The sequence below is a fragment of the Paenibacillus sp. EKM10P genome (assembly GCF_011800655.1).
GTDB classification, from domain to species: domain Bacteria; phylum Bacillota; class Bacilli; order Paenibacillales; family Paenibacillaceae; genus Paenibacillus; species Paenibacillus polymyxa.
Map to the genome: position 1 here is coordinate 486,177 of NZ_JAALET010000003.1, position 20,555 is coordinate 506,731.

17 protein-coding genes and 2 riboswitches are annotated in these 20,555 nt (G+C 45.6%); of the genes, 8 read left to right on the forward strand and 9 right to left on the reverse strand.

The window, feature by feature from the left end:
- Positions 1 to 7: 7 nt before the first annotated feature.
- The 4 genes from HFE01_RS11585 to HFE01_RS11595 all read right to left on the reverse strand — a co-directional run bounded on the left by HFE01_RS11585 (position 8) and on the right by HFE01_RS11595 (position 4,697).
- The gene (locus tag HFE01_RS11585) at positions 8 to 1,591 is read right to left on the reverse strand and encodes an ABC transporter substrate-binding protein (protein ID WP_167437919.1); all 1,584 of its coding nucleotides are present in this window, start codon (positions 1,589 to 1,591) and stop codon (positions 8 to 10) included.
- Positions 1,592 to 1,807: 216 nt separating this feature from the next.
- Positions 1,808 to 2,012, reverse strand: a riboswitch (cobalamin riboswitch).
- 382 nt (positions 2,013 to 2,394) lie between these two features.
- The gene (locus HFE01_RS27600) at positions 2,395 to 2,526 is read right to left on the reverse strand and encodes a hypothetical protein (RefSeq protein WP_016822600.1); all 132 of its coding nucleotides are present in this window, start codon (positions 2,524 to 2,526) and stop codon (positions 2,395 to 2,397) included.
- Between the two features lie 252 nt (positions 2,527 to 2,778).
- Positions 2,779 to 4,086 carry a nucleobase:cation symporter-2 family protein gene (locus HFE01_RS11590; RefSeq protein WP_016822599.1) on the reverse strand — a complete coding sequence of 436 codons (1,308 nt, stop codon included), beginning with the start codon at positions 4,084 to 4,086 and terminating at the stop codon, positions 2,779 to 2,781.
- Complete coding sequence (locus HFE01_RS11595) at positions 4,080 to 4,697, reverse strand: xanthine phosphoribosyltransferase (RefSeq protein WP_016822598.1); 618 nt, start codon at positions 4,695 to 4,697, stop codon at positions 4,080 to 4,082. The genes HFE01_RS11590 and HFE01_RS11595 overlap by 7 nt, the downstream gene beginning before the upstream one ends.
- A gap of 156 nt (positions 4,698 to 4,853) precedes the next feature.
- A riboswitch (purine riboswitch) is annotated at positions 4,854 to 4,957 on the reverse strand.
- 328 nt (positions 4,958 to 5,285) lie between these two features.
- Here HFE01_RS11595 and rhaB point away from each other — a divergent pair.
- From rhaB to HFE01_RS11620, 5 genes are all read left to right on the forward strand, one after another.
- The gene (rhaB, locus tag HFE01_RS11600) at positions 5,286 to 6,767 is read left to right on the forward strand and encodes a rhamnulokinase (RefSeq protein ID WP_167437920.1); all 1,482 of its coding nucleotides are present in this window, start codon (positions 5,286 to 5,288) and stop codon (positions 6,765 to 6,767) included.
- 12 nt (positions 6,768 to 6,779) lie between these two features.
- Positions 6,780 to 8,036 (forward strand): L-rhamnose isomerase, encoded by a 1,257-nt coding sequence (gene rhaA / locus HFE01_RS11605; RefSeq protein WP_167437921.1) that lies wholly within the window; start codon positions 6,780 to 6,782, stop codon positions 8,034 to 8,036.
- Positions 8,037 to 8,087: 51 nt separating this feature from the next.
- The gene (rhaD, locus tag HFE01_RS11610) at positions 8,088 to 8,933 is read left to right on the forward strand and encodes a rhamnulose-1-phosphate aldolase (protein WP_123797807.1); all 846 of its coding nucleotides are present in this window, start codon (positions 8,088 to 8,090) and stop codon (positions 8,931 to 8,933) included.
- A gap of 182 nt (positions 8,934 to 9,115) precedes the next feature.
- Complete coding sequence (locus HFE01_RS11615) at positions 9,116 to 10,012, forward strand: helix-turn-helix domain-containing protein (protein ID WP_167437922.1); 897 nt, start codon at positions 9,116 to 9,118, stop codon at positions 10,010 to 10,012.
- Positions 10,013 to 10,155: 143 nt separating this feature from the next.
- Positions 10,156 to 12,444, forward strand: a complete 2,289-nt coding sequence (locus HFE01_RS11620) for a GDYXXLXY domain-containing protein (protein WP_181955927.1) — start codon at positions 10,156 to 10,158, stop codon at positions 12,442 to 12,444.
- A 206-nt stretch (positions 12,445 to 12,650) separates the two neighbouring features.
- Here the strand turns inward: HFE01_RS11620 and mmuM are convergent, their stop codons facing one another.
- A complete protein-coding gene (gene mmuM / locus HFE01_RS11625; protein ID WP_167437924.1) occupies positions 12,651 to 13,598 on the reverse strand; it encodes a homocysteine S-methyltransferase in 948 nt (315 codons plus the stop codon).
- A gap of 291 nt (positions 13,599 to 13,889) precedes the next feature.
- Between mmuM and HFE01_RS11630 the strand changes: the two genes are divergently transcribed.
- Both HFE01_RS11630 and HFE01_RS11635 read left to right on the forward strand, forming a co-directional pair.
- Entirely contained in the window at positions 13,890 to 14,945 is a 1,056-nt protein-coding gene (locus tag HFE01_RS11630) for an AEC family transporter (RefSeq protein WP_017426083.1), read from the forward strand.
- 17 nt (positions 14,946 to 14,962) lie between these two features.
- Positions 14,963 to 15,982 (forward strand): 2-hydroxyacid dehydrogenase, encoded by a 1,020-nt coding sequence (locus HFE01_RS11635; RefSeq protein ID WP_016822590.1) that lies wholly within the window; start codon positions 14,963 to 14,965, stop codon positions 15,980 to 15,982.
- 51 nt (positions 15,983 to 16,033) lie between these two features.
- Here HFE01_RS11635 and HFE01_RS11640 read toward each other — a convergent pair whose 3' ends face one another.
- A complete protein-coding gene (locus HFE01_RS11640; RefSeq protein WP_167437925.1) occupies positions 16,034 to 16,771 on the reverse strand; it encodes a response regulator in 738 nt (245 codons plus the stop codon).
- Positions 16,768 to 18,354: an ATP-binding protein gene (locus tag HFE01_RS11645; protein ID WP_243208172.1), complete on the reverse strand. Its 1,587-nt coding sequence runs from the start codon at positions 18,352 to 18,354 to the stop codon at positions 16,768 to 16,770. The genes HFE01_RS11640 and HFE01_RS11645 overlap by 4 nt, the downstream gene beginning before the upstream one ends.
- Positions 18,355 to 18,642: 288 nt before the next feature.
- On the opposite strand from HFE01_RS11645, the gene HFE01_RS11650 reads away from it, so the two are divergent.
- On the forward strand, positions 18,643 to 18,825 hold the full coding sequence (locus HFE01_RS11650; protein WP_016822587.1) for a hypothetical protein: 183 nt from the start codon (positions 18,643 to 18,645) through the stop codon (positions 18,823 to 18,825).
- A gap of 101 nt (positions 18,826 to 18,926) precedes the next feature.
- Here HFE01_RS11650 and HFE01_RS11655 read toward each other — a convergent pair whose 3' ends face one another.
- Together HFE01_RS11655 and HFE01_RS11660 are read right to left on the reverse strand one after the other, a co-directional pair.
- Positions 18,927 to 19,859: a dihydroorotate dehydrogenase gene (locus HFE01_RS11655; protein WP_167437927.1), complete on the reverse strand. Its 933-nt coding sequence runs from the start codon at positions 19,857 to 19,859 to the stop codon at positions 18,927 to 18,929.
- The gene (locus HFE01_RS11660) at positions 19,840 to 20,541 is read right to left on the reverse strand and encodes a dihydroorotate dehydrogenase electron transfer subunit (RefSeq protein WP_167437928.1); all 702 of its coding nucleotides are present in this window, start codon (positions 20,539 to 20,541) and stop codon (positions 19,840 to 19,842) included. Before HFE01_RS11660 ends, HFE01_RS11655 begins: the two co-directional genes overlap by 20 nt.
- Positions 20,542 to 20,555: the final 14 nt, after the last annotated feature.

A 20,555-nucleotide genomic window follows, 5' to 3' on the forward strand; every position in this document is an offset into this window, starting at 1 on the left:
TTGCTCGTTATTCCGCAATATCAGATTGCGCTGTAATGTAGTAATACTCGATCGGATGAGGTGTAAAGCCCTTTACTCCTTTTTTCGCACCAAACACATTGTCAGGGTGCACAATGAACGACTGCGGTAAATCTGTATTGATGATATCCAGCGCTTGCAGTGTTACCGCATTACGCTGTGCGGTATCCTTCGCCAACTTCAGGCTGTGAAGAATATTCTCCAGCGGTTTGGAAGCATAACGGCTTACATTGGCTTCACTTGTAGAGGAGTAGAACATGTCCATAAAATACTGCGGCTCCCCTGTATGGGCCGTGAGCATGCTGTACATAGCAAAATCCCAATCGTTTTTGGTCAACGCCTCATCGATATTTTCCACCTTGCGAATCTTGACCTGGATTCCCTCATTTAGCAATTGGCTCTGAATCACCTCAGCCATGACGGACAGCTCCGGACGCTGTGGGAAGGTCAGCAGCGTAACCTCGAATGGCTTGCCCTGCTTGGTCCACGTACCTTGGGCATCCTTCTGCCAGCCATCCTTCGTCAACAACTGCTCCGCCGTTCCGTCCAATGCTTTACGCTCAGTCTTACCGAAGGGAAGAATGCCCGGAAACGGGCTGCTTGCTTCCGTACCAAATCCCCTCATGACGGCGCTCACAATGGATGCGCGCGGAATCAGACTGTCCACCACCTTACGGTTGGTTGCATCCTTGAACACAGGTGATTCCATGTTGTACACAATCATATGGGTGCGCAAGGATGGAGCCGACAGCACTTGTAGCTTGTCGTTCTTTTTTAATACCTCTGCGTTATCTACCGGAATATCCGTGGCTACATCCACCTCACCAGATTGCAACGCCATCAGGCGCGAATTACCGTCCGTAATGAATTTCATCGTCGCTTCGGCCAAGCGCGCCTTTTCGCCCCAGTATCCGTCATAACGCTCGACGACCAAGGATTGATCCTTGTTGAAGGCTTTGATTTTAAAAGCACCTGTCATTGCAGGGTAGCTCTGCTCATCTTTCATGGATGCCACATCCATCACGATCGTTGACGGATCAGCCAGATTGGATGCCAGCGCTGCATTCGGCTGGTTTGTCGTAATTTTCAGCGTCAGCGGACCAGTTACATCAATGGACTTCACATCCAGTAAATCCTTCGCCAGATGGCTTTTTTCGATTGAGCGCAGCAAAGATGCTTTTACACTTACTGCATCCATGCTCTTTCCATTATGAAACGTGACCTTATCCTGCACGCTGAACGACCACACATTAGGACTATCATGTTTCCACTCCTTGGCTAGCCAAGCCACAGGCTCCAGCTTTTCATTCAAACGAATGAGTGTCTCACCGGCACCGGAACGCATCACATCCCAGCTATTGTCTCCATGCGGATCGACGCCGGATGGTTTCCACGTATACGCCATCACTAGCTTTTTATCTGCTTGAGTCTGTTGTGCAGACGTGTTCTCACCCTTGCCCGAGCTATCCTCCGTCTTTGTGGCTGCGCCACATCCCGAAAGAGTCATAACTGCCATCAGCAGCAGCAATCCTGTACATATGAACCATGAACGCCTATTACGATTGCCTATCATCCCACATTTCCCCCTCTATCTTGTAAAATCGTATAAACCTAACGCAAAACGCGAAAAAGCATTCCCAACCACTTGATCAGCAGTCAGAAATGCTTTCATTATAAAATGTCAAAACTCACCTCAAAGCCAGCTCCAAAAACATAGAAGGGATCAGATCGGTTTCAGACATTCCGTATGCAGCACGCCTAACCACCTCCCCAGCATCCCGTGGGTCTGACAGTGATGTCAAAACAGGCAGGTCTCCTGACTCCAAGCGTATCTTTCAGGCCTTCCCGGTTCCTCACAGTTCCAGTGGCTTGTTCTGAAAGCTCCAGCATTACCCTGCTGATGCCTGTATACAGTGGCGGGTCCGTGTCGGAATCTACCGAACTTCCCTTTTAAGTGAACACGCTCAACAACTATCTACATCGTCTCTACGAAACTTCGTATATAGAGTTGTCCGGCTCACACCTGTTTTCTTTCTTTATTCCTTTTTATTACGATTTAGGATTATCTTATTTTGTTGCTACTGGCTTGTCAACAAATGTTGCGTAATAATTTAAATTTGAATAATATAGTGTGAATCAAGACCAAGGCTATTCATTGCTTGCGCGCAATTGAAGGTATGTCTTAACGTTGCGTGCACGCAATTCACGTGTTAAAATTAGGTATAGAGATAACCACCGTATCCGTATACTAAAAAGAGCCTTCGCCGCTCCAACGGCAAAGACTCTTAGGACTTGAAAGGCTGTGGATCACCACCACGGCGCGCTGCATAACTGAATGTTAATGCGAACGAAACCCACCGTTAGGGGCCAACCTAATTACGCGGTGGGTTTTCGCTTGTTCCGAAATTTCCGACGCAGCCAGCGATAAAGTTTACGAATACTAAACACCAGGCTTAGTAACGTAACCATCCAACGCAGCACATCATAGCACGACACAAGGTTGACCATCGGCTTCACCCCCTTTCGGGAAGCTGCGCCGTGATCCGAAAACATCCACCACTATCCAAAGTCCTTAAGGTAGATTATACCATGCCTCTTCCTACCACTCGAAAATCCAAACCCCGATCTTCATACAGAAAGAGGGTATTATCAATAATTTCATGCTGCTTAATAAATAACTAGTTCTGGATAACCCCATGCGAAACAGCCGGAAAAGAGGCAACGCCCTCTCTCCGGCTGTTTTTGTTTATTTCCTATTCATCAAACCTTCTGTGGAACTTCTGAGACATTAACGCCTTTGACCGATTCACCCTGTTTTCTTGCCAAAACAATGTTCAAGACAATTGCCGTAATCGAGCCAGATACGATGCCGTTTTGCAGCAGCATTTTGGCAAAGCTCGGCAGTTGGTCGAACATTTGCGGCAGAACAGCTGAGCCTAGGCCCACGGCAATACTACATGCTGCAATCAGCAGATTGCTTTCTTTCCGCAGATCCACTTCTGACAAAATAGACATGCCTGATGCAGCAACCGAGCCAAACATGACGATCATCGCCCCGCCCAGCACAGCGTTAGGAATCACTGTCGTCAAGGCAGCCAGCTTAGGCAGCAAACCGAGGACGACCATGATGCCGCCCGCAGCAAAAATAACGTTACGGGATTTGACGCGAGTCAGCGAGATTAAACCCACATTTTGGGAGAAGGCCGTGTAAGGGAACGCATTAAAAATACCGCCCAACATAATTGCAAGTCCTTCCGAACGAAGTCCATTGACGATTTGCTTTTGCTCCACTTTCTGATCAATCGCTTTACCTACTGCTAGATAAACCCCTGTAGACTCGACCATGCTCACAATATTGACGATAATCATCGTACATACTGCCATAATGCTAAACTCCGGCTTACCAAAATAAAACGGCTGCGCAATACTCACCCACGAAGCATCCGCTACGGGAGCAAAATGCACCATTCCCATCGCATAGGCGACTACAGTACCTGCGAACAGACCAATAAGAACGGAAATCGAGCGTAAAAAGCCCTTGGCTACTCGATTGACAAGCAGAATAACCAGTAGTGTAACCAGCGCCAGCAGCAAATTACGCGGCTGTCCAAAATCCGCGCTGCCCTGACCACCCGCTACATTGTTCATCGCCACCGGAATAAGGGATAGACCGATAATCGTAACGACCGAGCCGGTAACCACTGTTGGGAAAAAGCGTAACAGTTTGCCATACAACGGTGCCGCAAGCACCACAAATATACCGGACAAAATGATGGCACCGTACGCTGTCGCCAGATTTGATGTCGAAGCAATTGCGATAATGGGTCCTACTGCCGTAAACGTACAGCCCAAAATGACAGGCAGTCTACTTCCGAAAAAACGTGTGCCCATAATCTGTAATAATGTAGCAATCCCGCAAGTGAATAGATCAGCAGCCACTAGATAAGCCATCTGGGCTGGCGTCAGGTGCAGCGCTCCCCCTACAATTAGAGGGACAGCAATGGCTCCGGCGTACATCGCCATGACATGCTGGAAACCCAGCGCAAATAATTTTTGTTTACTTAACATCCCACATTCTCCTTAACGGGAGGAATTACCGTGCCAGCTTCCTCTATAAAATGGACTTCGCCCGGTGCCATGGAAGCGATACGCGCTAGAGAACGTACGGCAATACCTCTTTGCTCCAACAGTCCACGGCCTTCCTGAAAGCTCTTTTCAATTACGCAGCCAACTCCGGCCAGCTCTGCTCCTGCTTCCTTCACAATATCGGTAAGTCCGACCAAAGCTGCACCAGTTGCCAAAAAATCATCCACGATCAGCACATGGTCGCTGGCATCGAGATATTTTTGGGAAATGCTCACCTGATAGGTTTCCTGCCGAGTGAACGAGTGAACCTCTGCGAAGTATACCTGTTCATTCAGCGTGATCGCCTTCTTTTTCTTCGCATAAATGAACGGTACTCCCAAAGCAATAGCAGTGGCCATAGCAAATTGAATACCACTAGCTTCAATAGTAAGCACCTTGGTAATTGGAGCACTGCCGAACAGACGTGCGAACTCCTTACCAATCTCCAATGCTAATGCTGTATCCACCTGATGGTTCAAAAATGAATCTACCTTTAACACCGTATCGGATAAAATTTGTCCCTCTTGACGAATACGTTCTTCCAAAGCTTTCATTATGCGAATATCGCTCCTCTGTACTTAAAATAGAATAAAACCTGCAAAAACCAAAAAAGGACAAGCTCCCTTGAGTCGTTTCTCAAGTGAAGCCTGTCCTTGGGGTCGTAATCCCTGACGGATTGGCGCACAAATAAAATGCCCGCATTCATCCGAAGCTGATGCGCTATCACTCATAGTCGGACGATTACAGTGGTCATCCGGTAGAAACTTTTGGGCCATATCCCCAATATTATACGAGTCATATGAAATTGATATCTTGTATACTACACCCTCTGGCGGGCGGTTTCAAGACTATTTTTCATACAAACAGCGGCATTTGGAGAACCTTCCACAATTTGAATATCGCAACAACACACCGATCCCTGTTTGAGGTATATATATAGTAGAAATCAGATATTAAAAAACAAAAAACAATACAAAACAACATTTAAAATTAATTTTATTTTTAAATTCAAAAGAAAAACCAAAAATTATACTTCCGTTTATGTTGACTGCACAGACAAACGGAAGTAGTATGGAATTAGTTAAGAAACAAAAGGCAGTCTTTCAGGCTGCCGGGATTTCATCCATGCAAGGAGATTAGATATGAACAACTATCTTGCTGTTGATATTGGAGCTTCAAGCGGAAGACTCGTGAGTGCAACTCTACAAGGTGAACAAATTCACTTGCAAGAACTTCATCGTTTCAACAACTCCTTTACTGAGAGGAACGGGCACGATTACTGGAATATAGACAATTTATTTGATGAGATCATCCAGGGACTACAAAAAGCCAAACAAAACGGGATTGACTCCTGTACGCTCGGCATTGACACATGGGCTGTAGATTACGTGTTACTTAATAAGGAAGGTCATCGCATCCATGAGGTGTACGCATACCGCGATGCACGCACTCTACATGCCCCCGATAAGCTGCACCAGCTCATCAGCCGAGAAGAGGTATATGAGAAAACGGGCATCCAGGAACTAAACTTTAATACCCTATATCAACTGTTCGCCCATGATCGGGAACAACTCGCCCAAGCAGATAAAATATTGATGGTACCCGATTATCTGTACTATCGCCTGACAGGCATTATGGTCAATGAAATGACCAATGCATCCACGATGCAGCTTCTCAACGTGAACACCCGAGAGTTTGATGAGGACCTGCTCTCCCTGCTCCAGCTTCGGCGCAATCAATTTTCGGAGCTGGCTGAGCCTGGTCGTGTTCTGGGCTCCATCTTGCCGGAGCTTGTTCGGAAATACGATCTTCCCGACTGTCAGCTCATCCTTGTGCCTACACACGATACCGCCTCAGCGGTTGCAGGTGTTCCATCATCGCGAGAGGAGTCTTGGGCTTATATCAGCAGCGGAACATGGTCGCTATTGGGTATGGAACGATCCCAACCCTTGAATACCGAGACAGCTATGCAGGCGAACTACACCAATGAATGGGGCGCTTACGGCACGTACCGTTTTTTGAAAAATATCATGGGCTTATGGATGATTCAGGAGGTTAGAAGAGAAGGTGGTTCTGCACATAGCTTTGCCGAATTGGCCCAATTGGCTTCAGCAGAGACACCATTTGTCAGTCTCGTCCTCTGTAACCAGTCCTCTTTCTTAAATCCGGATAGTATGACCCTTGAGATTCAGAGGTTCTGTGAAAAAACCGGGCAGCCTGTCCCACGCACACCTGGCGCGCTCGCCCGCTGTATTTTTGAGAGTCTGGCCTTAAGCTACCGGGATGCTTTACATGAGCTACAACATTTAACAGACGAAACGATTACCAGATTGCACATTGTCGGCGGAGGCGCTAACAACGAATTACTATGTCAGCTAACAGCCGACCTTTTAGAAATTGAGGTGCAGGCAGGACCTTCCGAATCGACGGCCATCGGCAATATTGTCGTGCAATTAATCAGTTCTGGTGCTCTTGGAGATCTGAAAGCTGCTGGCCGAACCATAGCCAATTCCTTCCCGACTCGGCTATATGAGCCGCAACCGGTGGAAGGCATGGGAGAGCTTCTGGATCGCTGGGAACGCCTCAAGATACAAGCAACACCCCCTATTCACATATCTCAATAAAGGAGTAAAGCCATGAACGAAGCTATTGAAGCGAGTTATAACGAAGCGAAAAAGCTGTATGCCCGCCACGGTATTCAGGTGGATGACGTTTTACAGAAGCTCTCACAAATCAAAATATCACTGCACTGCTGGCAGGGAGACGATGTGCAAGGATTCCTGTTTAAAGATAAACAGCTTAGCGGGGGAATTGCCGTAACAGGTAGCTACCCGGGCAGAGCAGGTACGCCAGATGAACTACGTCAGGACTTGGAAAAAGCCCTATCGCTCATCCCTGGTAAACACAAGGTTAATCTGCATGCGATCTATGCAGATACTACAGAACAAGTAGATTTGGATCAACTGGAGCCACGCCATTTTCAGAACTGGGTAGACTGGGCCAAACAGCAAGGGCTTGGACTTGATTTTAATCCGACCCTATTCTCCCACCCTAAAGCGGAAGACGGCTTCACCCTAAGCCACAAGGACCCGGAAATTCGCAATTTCTGGATCACACACTGTAAGAAATCACGCAGAATTGCAGAATATTTTGGAAAGGAACTCGGTCAGCCTTGTGTCACTAATCACTGGATGCCGGATGGTTACAAGGATACCCCGGTGGATCGCTTGGCTCCAAGAGAACGTCTGCGGGACGCTCTGGACGAGATTTTCAGCGAGGAAATTAGTGCAGATTACAACATCGATGCAGTTGAAAGTAAACTGTTCGGCATCGGTTCGGAAAGCTATGTCGTCGGCTCTCATGAGTTCTATATGGGTTACGCCCTGACACGGGGGAAATCTATCTGTCTCGATTCCGGTCACTTCCACCCGACAGAAGTCATTTCGAACAAACTGTCCTCTGTGCTGATGTTCACCGATCAATTATTGCTACACGTCAGCAGACCTGTTCGTTGGGATAGCGATCATGTCGTGACGATGGACGACGAATTGCTGGACATTGCCCGTGAGCTCGTTCGCGGTGAACTGCTTTCCCGCACTCATATCGGCCTTGATTTCTTTGATGGCAGTATCAACCACGTGGCTGCTTGGGTCATCGGAACACGCAACACCATCAAAGCGTTGCTTCGCGCCATGCTGGAGCCGATTGAGGAACTGAAAAAAGCCGAAGAGGAAAGAGACTTCACTACGCGACTTGCCCTGGTGGAAGAGTTTAAATCCTATCCGTTTGGGGCTGTATGGGATTACTATTGCGCTCAAAACGGCGTTCCTGTTCGTGAGGAATGGCTAACCGAGGCTAAAAACTATGAACAACGAGTCCTGCTGAAACGGTAACTACTGCACTGATCATTTTATATTTATATCATCCAAAGGGAGAGATCATCCATGACTACTGTGCTGGAGAATCAAAAAGAACGAAAATCAGGACTGGATATCCCATTTGTTCGCGAGATGGCGGAAATTACGCAAAACATGTGGAAATTCGGCTGGGATGAACGCAACGGAGGAAATGTAAGCTATATTCTGGATGAAGCCGAGGTTGCCAAATATATTGATATTCATAAAGTTATTCGAACGATTAAACCTGCTTTCCCCGTGAATGAACTGGCAGGCAAATATTTTATCGTCACTGGATCAGGCAAGTACTTCAAAAATGTTATTGCCGATCCGGAAGCCAATTTAGGAGTCCTGCGTGTATCCCAAGATGGTGAGCAGCTAGAAATTTTGTGGGGCCTCGAGCATGACGCGGTTCCTACCAGCGAATTGCCGTCTCATTTTATGAGCCATATTGAGCGATTGAAGGTCGATCCTAACCATCGGGTTGTGATCCATAATCATGCCACTCATGTCATTGCCATGACCTTTATTCATAGTTTGGACGAAAACCAATTCACCAAAACGCTGTGGGAAATGTGTACCGAATGTATCGTAGTCTTTCCAGATGGTATCGGTGTAATCCCTTGGATGGTGCCAGGCTCCAGCGAAATCGGCCGCGAAACAGCGAAAAAAATGAAGGATCATCACGCTGTATTATGGCCTCATCACGGCATTTTCGGAACAGGTAGCTCCATTGATGAAGCGTTTGGCCTGATTGAAACGATTGAAAAAGCAGCGCAAATTTATATGCTGATTGCTAAGCATGATATCCAGCAACGGATTACAGATCAGGAGCTATCAGATCTGGCTAAAGCCTTTAATGTTACTCCAAAAGAAGGAATCCTGAACGTATAAACACAGGCTAATCGTATAACGCAGAACTCTATAAGGCTCCACGGCTCGTCTCAAACCAGCCATGGAGCCTTTACCGTTTTAATTTTATAACCCTTAATTCCAATGAATTAACTTGTAATTGTACTTTCCTTTATATACAATAAAATCAAAATTTCCTTATCTCCACCAAAGGAGAGGTGACAATGATGAGAAGAACAAAGAATGAAGATCACTTCGACATCGTGGAAGACCATTATTTCACAACAACCGAACTGGAAAAATCCAGTGCCATTTGGCCAGTCAGACTGGGTATGGATATTTCGAAGACAAGCTGTCATGTCGGCCCCAAGGCTGTCCCTTATTTTTATTTTATTTTTGTACTTGAAGGTCAAGCTGAGTTCATTTATAAGGAAGAGAAGTATCGTGTGCAAAAGTCTGATGTATTCTGTTTTTTTCCGCATCTTGCCCATGAATTTTACACCTACCAAGAGCACCCGTTACAAAAGGTATGGATTGCCTTTGAGGGACCGAAATCTCTGGCGCTACTGGAGCGGATCGGGATTAACCCCTCTAAGCCATTTATAGCTAACGCAGTGAGCGAGGAAATCCTCGAACTGATCTCCAACCTATTTTCCATCGTCAACGACCACAACAGACAGGGCAGCGATCTGGCCCGCTTAATTACACTACATCAGATCTTCGAGGAGTTGTCCCGCAACACATCTGGTGCTCTGTGCAACTCTGTATGCTCTGATTATTGGCTCCAGCAGGGGAAGGATTACATCGAAATGCATTATTGTGACCGTGTTACAATTGAGCAAATTGCTGAGCATGTAGGTGTGGATCGTGCGCATTTTTCACGTAAATTCCATTCTACCTTCCTTATCTCCCCCGCCAAATATTTGCAAACCCTCAAGATTAACGAAGCGAAAAGATTACTGGAACAGACCACTTACAATCTGTCGATCATCGCCCAATCTATCGGTTATACCGACATGTCCACCTTTTCCAAGGCATTTAAGAAAACAGCAGGAATCCCACCCCGAGAATATCGCTTCCGGCATCAGTCCCGGCAAGAGATCCGCACTGCCAACGCTTAGTCGGAATCCAGCAACGATACAGGAGAACCACCATCATACGGCGGCTCTCCCTTTTTTATGACCTGATCCTAATTTGTACTTGGTTCTGAGCGCTATCAACGCTATAATAGGCATCAAACCAACAGGAAAGGTACGTGAATTCCATGCTGCGATTTAATGCTATACGTACAGGTTATCTGCTGGGCATCTCACTGATACTGGCTGCGATTATTTATTTTTTCGCCTCCAATTGGGGCGGACTGGATCGGACAGCCAAAATTGTGCTAGCTATTGCGCTTATTGTTTTGTTCTATGGCTTGTCTTTTGTATTTGCACGTGTTCGTGCTGTTCCCGGGCAACAAGCTTTTCTGTCCAATATATTTCTGCTGGCTGGCTGTGTAGCCTTCGGCGTTTCCGTGGCGTTACTCGGTCAAATTTACAACTCCCATGCAGACAGCTATGGATTGTTTCTCATTTGGTCAGTGCCGGCTTTACTGCTTAGCTGGATCACCCGCTATAATCCTTTTTATATGCTGTCTTATGTATTGATTCATTTGGGGGTATGGCTTTATTTTTATCCAACGATGCAAAGCGCGGCTTATAGCCAACTGGAATCGTTGTCCATTGCTGGAGTGTTCGCAATATTCAATCTGGTTCTATTTCTATTGACGTTCCTTCATCGTATACATTCTGCTCCACTACAATATATGAGCTTTACTGTTCTCCATATAGCTATGTTGGCGATGACCAACTCCTTTGCATTCGATGGGTATGGCCTGATCATGAATATACCGCATATCGCTGTGATTGCTTTAGGATTTTATATATTTATCAAGGTTCGGCTGAATAAAACGTTACTGACCTTAAATGCATTGGCGCTCTCGGCTTTTGCTGTCTTTAAATTTATAGAGCTGGCAGAGGCGTACTCTTCATCTCTATTCTTTGTTTTCGGTTTGATTTTTGTGGCACTGCTACTGACGGGTAACGTATGGTTTTTTCGTTATTTAAATCGTTTGGGAAAACCGTCCCCGGAGGCTGGAGAAATACCCAATGAGAACAAAGAAGATATCGCAAAATCCGATGCGCAGACAACTGTTTCCGAAGACCGCAGTAGTGAATGGATCAGCAAAACCGTATCCCGTGTAATCAAAGTGGTTGGAGTATTGATTGGCAGTATATCCCTCATTGGACTGATTGTGATTAGCACAAACGTAAATCACACCGAATATGTACTGCTGAGTGTGTCTTTGCTGCTGATGATTACGATGATTGTCATACCGGAGTCCAAGCTGGATTCTGTAGTCCGTTATACACTGCTGACCATCAGCTATATTACCGGTCTGGCGGCCATTCTATGGTCAGACCAGACGTTACTTTCAGTATTATTTCTGATCGTTTCCATCGCCGGATGGTTTCGCTCCAAGGGGAAAAGGCAGCAATTTTTTGCCTATACTTTTGTAAACCTGAATATGGCGACTGTTTTATTAAAGCAGTATCAAGAATGGTATGGTTGGAACTGGACCTATGAATTCATCATCTTCGCCCTATTCGTGCTCAATGCCGTGTTATATGGGGTAAGCTACTTTGTGCTCAAGACAGAGTTAAAAGAACATCTTCGGGATAGTGCATTATTCTTCAGCTTATTGTTCCTGTTTTGGGCGACGTTTTTTGAGGATGTCATTCCACACTCCTATATGTTCATTAATATTTTTTATTTTGTTATCGTTACATGGATGGTCTTTGCCTTTATTCGTCACAAACACAAATCGCAGGCCATTACGAGCGTCGTATTCTGGTTTATTTTTATCGGCTTCAAATACTATGATTTATTGTGGACGCTGCTGTATAAATCTTTTACACTGGTGCTGCTGGGGATCATTACACTCGGAATTACCTGGTGGTTCGATCGACGAATGGCTCATAGCGGCAAAGCAGCATTCGACGCCGACCACCGCAGCTTTAGCTTTATGCGCTTAAGCCCGTTACTCATTGCCATCGTCATCGTACTACAGCTGGGGATTATCGGCTATCAGACGGCGAGAAGTGAAACCCTGCTCGCCACAGGTGCCTCCGTTAAGCTCAAGCTAGCTCCTATAGACCCACGTTCCCTGTTGCAGGGCGACTATGTGGCACTGAATTACGATATTTCTACCCCTCCTTCCAAGGACCCTCTTCAGGAGAAGGATTGGAACCGAGGCAAAGTTAAAGTCGTTCTCACACCAGATAGCCAAGGAGTATACATCGCTGATCGTCTATATCAAGATGGTGAAGTGCTTGCCAATCATGAAATCATTCTTAACGGACAATGGAATGGTTCTCGTATTCTGTACGGTATTGAGAATTATTTCATCCCTGAAGGAACCGGGCGTACTGTTGAACAGAACGCTCGTTACGCCTATATTCGGGTCAGCCGCAATGGAGATGCGTTGCTGGAACGTTTGGTGGAAAGCTGATCCGGATTGGCAAAGAGATAGAGAGATAGAGAGGTAGAGAGGTAGAGAAATAGCGAACGAAGCGAGGCTTTAGAAATTCATTCTTTACAAAAAGCAGGCTGAACCAGGTTGCTCCATTACTGGATTATAACTCGGTTCAGCCTGCTTGTTCTTTTGCGGCAATGGAGGAAAACTTCATGATAACCTTCCCTAAAAGTTTATCCTCGTTATACCTCTCTCGACCATGCCACGATTTCTCTAATATCCTGTGGCTGAGTCCGACAACAGCCACCAATCATACGCGCTCCTGCTTCATACCACTGACGGGCACTCTGTCCGAACGTTTCTGTACAAGTATGGCCTTGCCATGTTTTGGTGACCGGGTCATATTCCTCCCCCAGATTGGGATATACCACCACCGGCTTATCCGTATGGCTGTGTATTTCGTGAATAAGGGATGGAATGAATTTGGGCAACGTGCAATTGATCCCTACTGCAGCCACCTGCTCGTGCTCATTCAGCCACTTTGCACATGCGGCGATAGACTCACCGTTACTGATATGCTGCTCATCCTTTGCACTAAAGCTGATCCAGGCATACGTGCCGGGGAATTCCTTCAGCAGCCAGGCGATGGCCCTGGCTTCAACCATGCAGGGTATCGTTTCACAAGCTAAAATGTCTGCTCCCGCCTCGATCAAAGCTTTCATGCGCGGCCTGTGAAACTCCATAAGCTGCTCCTCGCTCAGCTTGTAATCGCCGCGATACTCTGAACCATCAGCGAGAAACGCCCCATAGGGTCCGACAGAGGCCGCAACCAGCGGCTTGGGACGAGTCTGCTGACTCGCAGTAGCCGTCACATCGGCCCAAAACTCATCTCGTGCCTGTACAGCAATCTGCACCGATGACTGGATAAGCTTCAATGCCTCATCTTCGCTCAGCCCGCGTTGAACATAGCCCTCCACAGTGGCCTGATAGCTCGCCGTAATCGCACAGTCTGCCCCAGCCTCAAAATAATCTCGATGTACACGCTTGATCGAATCTGGATGTTCATAGAGGATTTTGGCTGACCATAAGCTATCGTTTAGATCATGCCCGTGACGTTCTAGTTCAGTCGCCATTGCGCCGTCCAGCACGATCAGCTGAAATTTGTTCAGTATACGTTGTATCGGATTCATGCGGACCCTCCTGCTTGTCTTATCCATTTAACCCACTAATCAGGTTGGAATTAATTTTTTATATTATAGCATGTATGTTGATAAGCACCTCACATTTACATCCTGATGTAACGTATAAATTTTTTAAATTAGTTTCATAAGTTAAATTAATTAGATATTGTTCTTTTTTTCACAAAGTTTTTTTACTATAAAGGTGCAAACCAAACACTTTGGCCAAAAGATCAGGGAATTGCATTGTCACATTTTGCATCATCATTTATGTGAAAAAAGGTACAAGAGAGGGTTTTATCTATGTCTTTACTGGAAATGATTACAGCGACCTTAACAGATAACAGCATTGTTAGTTCTATCGCTTCTACCGTTTTTATTATCCTGCTCGGCTTCTTTTGCCGCAAGAAGGGGATTTTTACCGCAGCCGTAGGAAAGATGCTATCTAAGGTTGTTCTCACTGTGGCTCTACCAGCACTAGCTTTTAATTCTTTCATGCAGGATATCAATCCTACCATATTAAAACAAGGCATGAATGTTTTAATATGGGGGATTCTCATTTATATCATTCTCATCTTTATCTCCAAGCCGTTCTTCCTGAGCTACAACAAGGATAAGCAGGATGTTTTACGGGTACTAACCATTTTCGGTTCTACTACTTTTTTTGGAATTCCCATCGTCGGTGCCATTTACGGTCCTACCGGAGTCATGTACAGTTCCATTTTTAATATAGGCTACCGCATTTTCTTATATTCTTATGGCTATATCAAAATGAGCGGCTTAAAAATGGAGCTTAAAAATCTCAAAACTATGTTTTTGAATCCGATCGTTATCGCGACTTTTATAGGCTTGTTTGTTTGGTTGTTCCAGGGTTATTTACCACAAATGAGTGTGGCTACAGAGGATGGAACCATTCAGCAGTTTGCTTTTCTAAGAATTGACCAAACCGCTGTCTGGCTGTTCAAGCCCATGACTTACCTTGCCGGACTAGCTTCTCCACTGGCCTGGCTATCCATTGGCTCGACTTTGGGTGAGATCAGCTTCAAATCGGCAGCTACAGACAAGACATCATGGTATTACAGCCTTGTTAAAGTTTGGCTAGTACCTATTGTGAACATCGTTTTGCTGGCTTTGTTGACTGTATCTCATATTCTGTCGGTCGATACTGTCGCTTTATCTACTATTGTCATTATGATGGCTACTCCTACAGCTACCGTAGCCGCAGCCTATGCTATCAGTTTTGATAAGGAAGCTGTACTGACTTCCAACGCTTCGCTTCTATCAACTATTACTTCCGTCGTCATGATCCCAGTGTGGATCATTACGCTCAATGTCATCGATAAAATTGGAATTTTCTAAACCAGGGGGAAAACAACATGTTAAAAATCATCTGCTATGGTGCCCGTTCATATGAGAAGCCCTATTTCCATGAGCTTAATAAATATAACTTTCAACTGACGCTGGTAGAAGAGCTACTGACCTCCAGCAATGCAGAACTGGCGCAGCATCACGATGCTGTTTTGTTAAGAGGAAACTGTGCTGCCAATCGAGAAAATCTTACAAAATTCAATAAGTACGGCATTCAATATGTTTTCACCAGAACGGTCGGAATCAACCACATTGATTTGGATGCTTGCAGCGAATTTGGAATGAAGGTCGCACGCGTCCCATCCTACTCTCCGAATGCTATTGCAGAGTTATCCCTAACGCTGGCTATGATGCTGCTCCGTCACACCGCTTATATGACTACCAAAAGCTCTTTCAAAAATTTTATTGTGGACGAGCATACGTTCAGCAAAGAGATTCACAATTGTAAAGTCGGGATTATCGGGGTCGGTCGCATTGGTCTGACGGAAGCCAGATTGTTTAAAGGATTAGGTGCTTCTGTTATCGGCTATGATGTGTACCAATCGGACGCGGCCAAGGCCGTCGTTCCATTCACAACCTTGGATGAGTTACTGGCAGAGAGTGACATCGTCAGTGTGCATGTTCCTTACCTGCCGGGACAGAACGACCAAATGATTAATGCCAGCTTTTTAGCAAAAATGAAAAAGGGAGCTATTCTCATCAACACCTCACGCGGGGAATTACAAGATAACCAAGCCATTCTGGACGCTTTGCTCAGCAATCATTTGGAAGGGTTCGGAACAGATGTCTTTCCTAAAGAGGAAGAACTATTTTTCAAAGCATTTGACCCATGGCAAATGCTCCCGGACCCAACAATCCAGAAGCTTGTGGAGCTGTATCCAAGAGTTTTGGTAACCCCTCATGCGGGCTCGAATACGGTTACTGCGTTATCCAACATGATTGAAACCAGCTACGAAAACTTCCATGATATCATTACAACTCATTCTTCGGATAATCTGGTTCCACTTCCTGTTCTCGCTATGAAATAAATTAGGAAGTCTGGCACACTCATTGGACAATAAAGAACCGCTATCTCCAGATCATACTGGAAATGGCGGTTCTTTTATATCCGAATTGATCTGATAGAGCATTAGTGGTCTTCCTACCTTGTGGTATTCTATCGATTCGATCAGGAGGCCATCGTCTACAAGGAACTGAATATATTTTTTGACTGTAATACGGGACAAGTCTACTTCTCTGGCTAAGGTTTCAACCGAAAAAGGTCCGTCCAGATTTTGGATACTCTTCAGTATGGTAGTCATGGTCAGTTTGGACAAGTTTTTAGACAGATTTTTTGATAGATTTGGGGATAGATGTTCAGTAGTTTTTTTCTTTTCCACACCCATAGGCTCTTCTTTATTAAAATATTGATCAATGACAGCCTGATTAATTCCGTTCCCTTCCTCCATTACCGTGGCCAGACGCTGGATTTTCTCCACAGCCAGCTTAAAACGTTCGAATGTAAAAGGCTTGATTAGATAGTCCGCCACTCCATAAAAAACAGCTTCCTTCACCGTTTGGATATCCTTTGCAGCCGTAATTAAAATAACCGAAGCATGGTACTGATGCTCCTGCATATGGGATAGCAAGGTTAATCCGCTTTTTCCGGGTAAATACACGTCCAGTAATACCAAATCCGGTGTGTGTTTCTGAAGATAATCCTGCGCTTTCTGGACGGTATCTGCTTTACCTACCACATCCAAGTTGTCCATACGCTCAATAAACTGTTGGTTGAGCTCAGCAACCATGGGATCATCCTCCACAATGAGTACCTTCATTCACTCGTCACCTCCAATGTACAGGGCAACTCTACATAGATACTTGTTCCCAGGCCAGGTTGGCTGTCCATTTCAATGATGCCCTGGTGATTATCCACCATGGTTTTAACCAGATTCAAGCCGTAACCCCTGTCCTCTCCTTTGGTTGAAAAGCCATGCTCGAATATTCTTTGTTGCATTTCGGAATCAATCCCCATACCATTATCCTTCACTTTCAAAATGAACACATTTCCCTCGCACTCATAATTCAATTTCAATTCAATTTTGCCGGGTTGTTTTTTTTGTAAAATGGAGTCTATAGCGTTGTCAAAAAAATTGCCCAATATGTGTATAACATCATGAACAATGTCCTGCATCTCCACATTAGAGACATTCGAGCTCTCTTCCAGTAACACCGAAATATTTTGCTCGCGTGCTTCGTTGATTTTTCCCATAATAAAACCTGCTAACGCCGGAACCTTAATTCTCTCTGTTAGAAAGCCTACTTCATTTTGATACCGGTGATTTAGCTGCTGAATATACTGACTGACCTCTTCATATTTCCTCATCTCAATCAGTCCGGAGATCACGTGCATTTTGTTCATAAACTCATGCGTCTGTCCGCGAAGAGAGTTAATATAATATTTGGTGCCACTTAACTGATTACTAAGATGAATCATTTCGGATTGATCGCGCAGCGTAGCCACTGCCCCAAAAAACTCATTTTCTACATGTATAGGGGTTACTGTCGCAATGACTTCTATACCATTCACATAAAATGAGCGGTCCTTGATCTTCTTCTTATCATCAAACACTTTCTTGAAGAGCGCGTTATAAAAGTTGGTATCGATTTGCTCGCCAATCGGAGCTTTCTTGTCTTGATTCGCCAATTGGTACTTGGCCTTAGCTTCCTTGTTCATAAGCATAATTTTCTTATCAGCGGAAATGGCTATAATGCCTTCAGAGACTTCATTTTCAATAATTACTTTTTCACGTAATCGTGTTGCTATCTCTTGTGGCTCCAGCCCAAATAAAATCGTTTTGATTTTTTGCGCCAGAATGATCGCCCCCAGAACTCCACTAAAGAGCCCCAGCATCAGTCCTCCAAAAATGGTATACTGCGCCTGCATCAAATCATGATTTAGCGTTCTCATGGTCAGTCCTACACATACAATGCCAATGACCTCATTCTGTTGATTGAATATCGGCGTAAAATAACGGTAGCCTTGACCCAAAACACCGATATTCTCAGAGAAATGTCCCTGACCGGATAGCGCCTTTCTGGCATCATTCAGATCAGAGAACGGCTTGCCAATCATGGTTTCATTCGGATGTGATAGCCGAATTAAATCGTGGTTCAGTATGACTACAAAATCTACATTAACGTTATGCATGACTCCAAGCGAGTAATCCTGGGTCTGTCTCACAGGAACTCCCCGCTCAACATTACGAATCACATCGTTGTCACTGGCAACCACCTTGGCAATACCCGAAAGTTTTTCCTTCGTATTATCAAAATGCTTGTTAATCACGAAATTACGAATGAGAAGCAAGGATATAATCAAGGAAATAATAATAACTAAAACAACCAAAATAATAATCATGAATTGTAGCGAAACTTTGAATTGTCTTCTCGGTTTCAACTTGCCTTTTAACCGCAACCCTATCACCCAGCTTCTTTATCAAGCTCTCCATGAGAAGAAGAGCCTATCTTGCCCCTATAATCCCTTTTTATTCGACATTGTTTGACAAATTCCCTTCTTATTCTGCAAGCTTTACGCGCCTCATCGGGAATTAACGTAGTCTGTACCTGAAATAGAACAATATGCTGAATAAGGAAAGATCAATCCTCCATAATAAGGACGTATACCTAACGAAAGGGAGGATAACGGATGATTGACAATCTCGAAAGCAATTACGACTGCTCCCATGCAGGACAAGACCTTCACCAGCTCAAGCAGGAGCTCGCTACGCTTCAGGCACAAGGTGCCAACGACCAGGCATCCAAGGAAGCCATTCATCGGCTGGAAAATCAAATTTCGTTCATCTTGAACAAATGCGATATTAACCATTAGTCGAGTCTGGTTGGTTCGGTAGAATAAAATACAAAACCGGCTTGCCTAAAAAGACAAGCCGGTTTTGTATGCTTAAGTTTATGCACAAACGAGTCCAAACTTCACAAAATTCCTCGTATCTCATCCAACGACTGCACCTTTTCCTGCTGCATCCATTGTTCTAGTCCATATACCAGCTCAGCCCCTGCATGTAAATGGACAAAATTATACGTTCCCACCTGAATGGCGGCGGCCCCTGCCATGGTGAATTCAATAATGTCCTCCACCGAGCTGATCCCGCCCATCCCGATCACGGGAATCGATACCGCCTGCGCCACCTGGTGAACCATGCGCAAGGCAATCGGCTTGATTGCCGGGCCGGAAAGGCCTGCATACGTGTTGGCAAAGACACTGCGACGCCGACGTATATCTATTTTCATTGCAGAAAATGTATTGATCAGCGAAACGCCGTCCGCGCCTTCATCCTCGCACATCACTGCCATTTGCGTGATGTTCTCTGCATTTGGAGACAGCTTAACAACTAGCGGAAGTGCCGTCACATTGCGCACCTGACGCACAACCTCCCGTGCTACCTCCGTCTGGATACCAAATTGCATTCCACCCTGCTTCACATTGGGACATGAAATGTTCAATTCCAGCATGTCAACGCCTCTGCGGTTCATTGTACGGCGTTTTTGCGCGTTTTCCGTAATCATGGCTACGGCCTGAACGTATTCCTCCAGATTGGAGCCGCCCACATTGGCAATAACAGCTGTATTCCAGCGAGTCATGTCATCCAGTTCATCCTTCAAAAAAGCCGCCACGCCTGGATTTTCCAATCCTACACTATTCAGCATGCCTGATGCTGTCTCATGTATTCGTTGCCCCGTATTCCCCGCCTTCGGATGAAGGGTTAGTCCCTTGCCGACGATGCCGCCGAGAAGTTCAGGAGAATAGAACTCCGCAAACTCACGCCCAAATCCAAACGTACCCGATGCCATGATAATTGGATTTTTGAACGGTACACCTGCTATATTACACGCCATGGAGATCATCGAACTCCACCTCCTCCACCGGGAATACAGGCCCTTCCTTACATACCCTCCGATTGCCTTCACGGGTACGCATGGTGCAGCCCAAACATGCGCCAATACCACAGGCCATGTGTCTTTCTGTTGAAATATATAAACGGGACGCTGTACCCGCCGTTTTCAGCGCGAGTGCTTGCAACATCGGAGTGGGCCCGCAGGAAAACATATTCGCATAACGAGCCGGATCGACCCGTTCGACGATGCTTCCCCCTACTTTGACCTGTACAGATGCTGCCGCAGCCTCGAACGCTTCAACCCCAAAGGCTTGCTGTGCAAAACCCAGATAAACGTCTGCATGTGGGTAATATTTTGCAGCCAACAACAAAGGTGCTGTACCCATGCCACCGCCGATTAAAGCTAGACTGCCCTCGACCTGCGGAAACCCGTTTCCGAAAGGTCCTTCCAACTGAATCTCCTGACCAGGCTGTAATTGGGAAAATAGATGGGTCCCCTCTCCAACAACCCGGTATAAAAAGGAAATGCTCTCTTCCCCGATATCATAAATGCTGATGGGTCTTGGCAGCAGTGGGTAACCATTCCCGCTGCGCAGCATGTAGAACTGACCCATTTTCCCTTTAAATTTGCCCTCTATCTTCATTACATAAATGCCCGGAACGAGCGCCACATTTGAAATTACGTTAGCCATATAACCCCTCCACT

Bases quoted from the DNA above. Each gene is read 5' to 3' on its own strand.
- HFE01_RS11655 (WP_167437927.1), bottom strand. From the start codon at position 19,859: ATGATCTCCATGGCGTGTAATATAGCAGGTGTACCGTTCAAAAATCCA.
- HFE01_RS11650 (WP_016822587.1), top strand. From the start codon at position 18,643: ATGATTGACAATCTCGAAAGCAATTACGACTGCTCCCATGCAGGACAA.
- HFE01_RS27600 (WP_016822600.1), bottom strand. From the start codon at position 2,526: ATGGTCAACCTTGTGTCGTGCTATGATGTGCTGCGTTGGATGGTTACG.
- HFE01_RS11620 (WP_181955927.1), top strand. From the start codon at position 10,156: ATGCTGCGATTTAATGCTATACGTACAGGTTATCTGCTGGGCATCTCA.
- HFE01_RS11660 (WP_167437928.1), bottom strand. From the start codon at position 20,541: ATGGCTAACGTAATTTCAAATGTGGCGCTCGTTCCGGGCATTTATGTA.
- HFE01_RS11630 (WP_017426083.1), top strand. From the start codon at position 13,890: ATGTCTTTACTGGAAATGATTACAGCGACCTTAACAGATAACAGCATT.
- HFE01_RS11590 (WP_016822599.1), bottom strand. From the start codon at position 4,086: ATGTTAAGTAAACAAAAATTATTTGCGCTGGGTTTCCAGCATGTCATG.
- rhaD (WP_123797807.1), top strand. From the start codon at position 8,088: ATGACTACTGTGCTGGAGAATCAAAAAGAACGAAAATCAGGACTGGAT.
- HFE01_RS11595 (WP_016822598.1), bottom strand. From the start codon at position 4,697: ATGAAAGCTTTGGAAGAACGTATTCGTCAAGAGGGACAAATTTTATCC.
- HFE01_RS11635 (WP_016822590.1), top strand. From the start codon at position 14,963: ATGTTAAAAATCATCTGCTATGGTGCCCGTTCATATGAGAAGCCCTAT.
- rhaA (WP_167437921.1), top strand. From the start codon at position 6,780: ATGAACGAAGCTATTGAAGCGAGTTATAACGAAGCGAAAAAGCTGTAT.
- HFE01_RS11615 (WP_167437922.1), top strand. From the start codon at position 9,116: ATGATGAGAAGAACAAAGAATGAAGATCACTTCGACATCGTGGAAGAC.
- HFE01_RS11640 (WP_167437925.1), bottom strand. From the start codon at position 16,771: ATGAAGGTACTCATTGTGGAGGATGATCCCATGGTTGCTGAGCTCAAC.
- rhaB (WP_167437920.1), top strand. From the start codon at position 5,286: ATGAACAACTATCTTGCTGTTGATATTGGAGCTTCAAGCGGAAGACTC.
- HFE01_RS11585 (WP_167437919.1), bottom strand. From the start codon at position 1,591: ATGATAGGCAATCGTAATAGGCGTTCATGGTTCATATGTACAGGATTG.
- mmuM (WP_167437924.1), bottom strand. From the start codon at position 13,598: ATGAATCCGATACAACGTATACTGAACAAATTTCAGCTGATCGTGCTG.
- HFE01_RS11645 (WP_243208172.1), bottom strand. From the start codon at position 18,354: ATGATTATTATTTTGGTTGTTTTAGTTATTATTATTTCCTTGATTATA.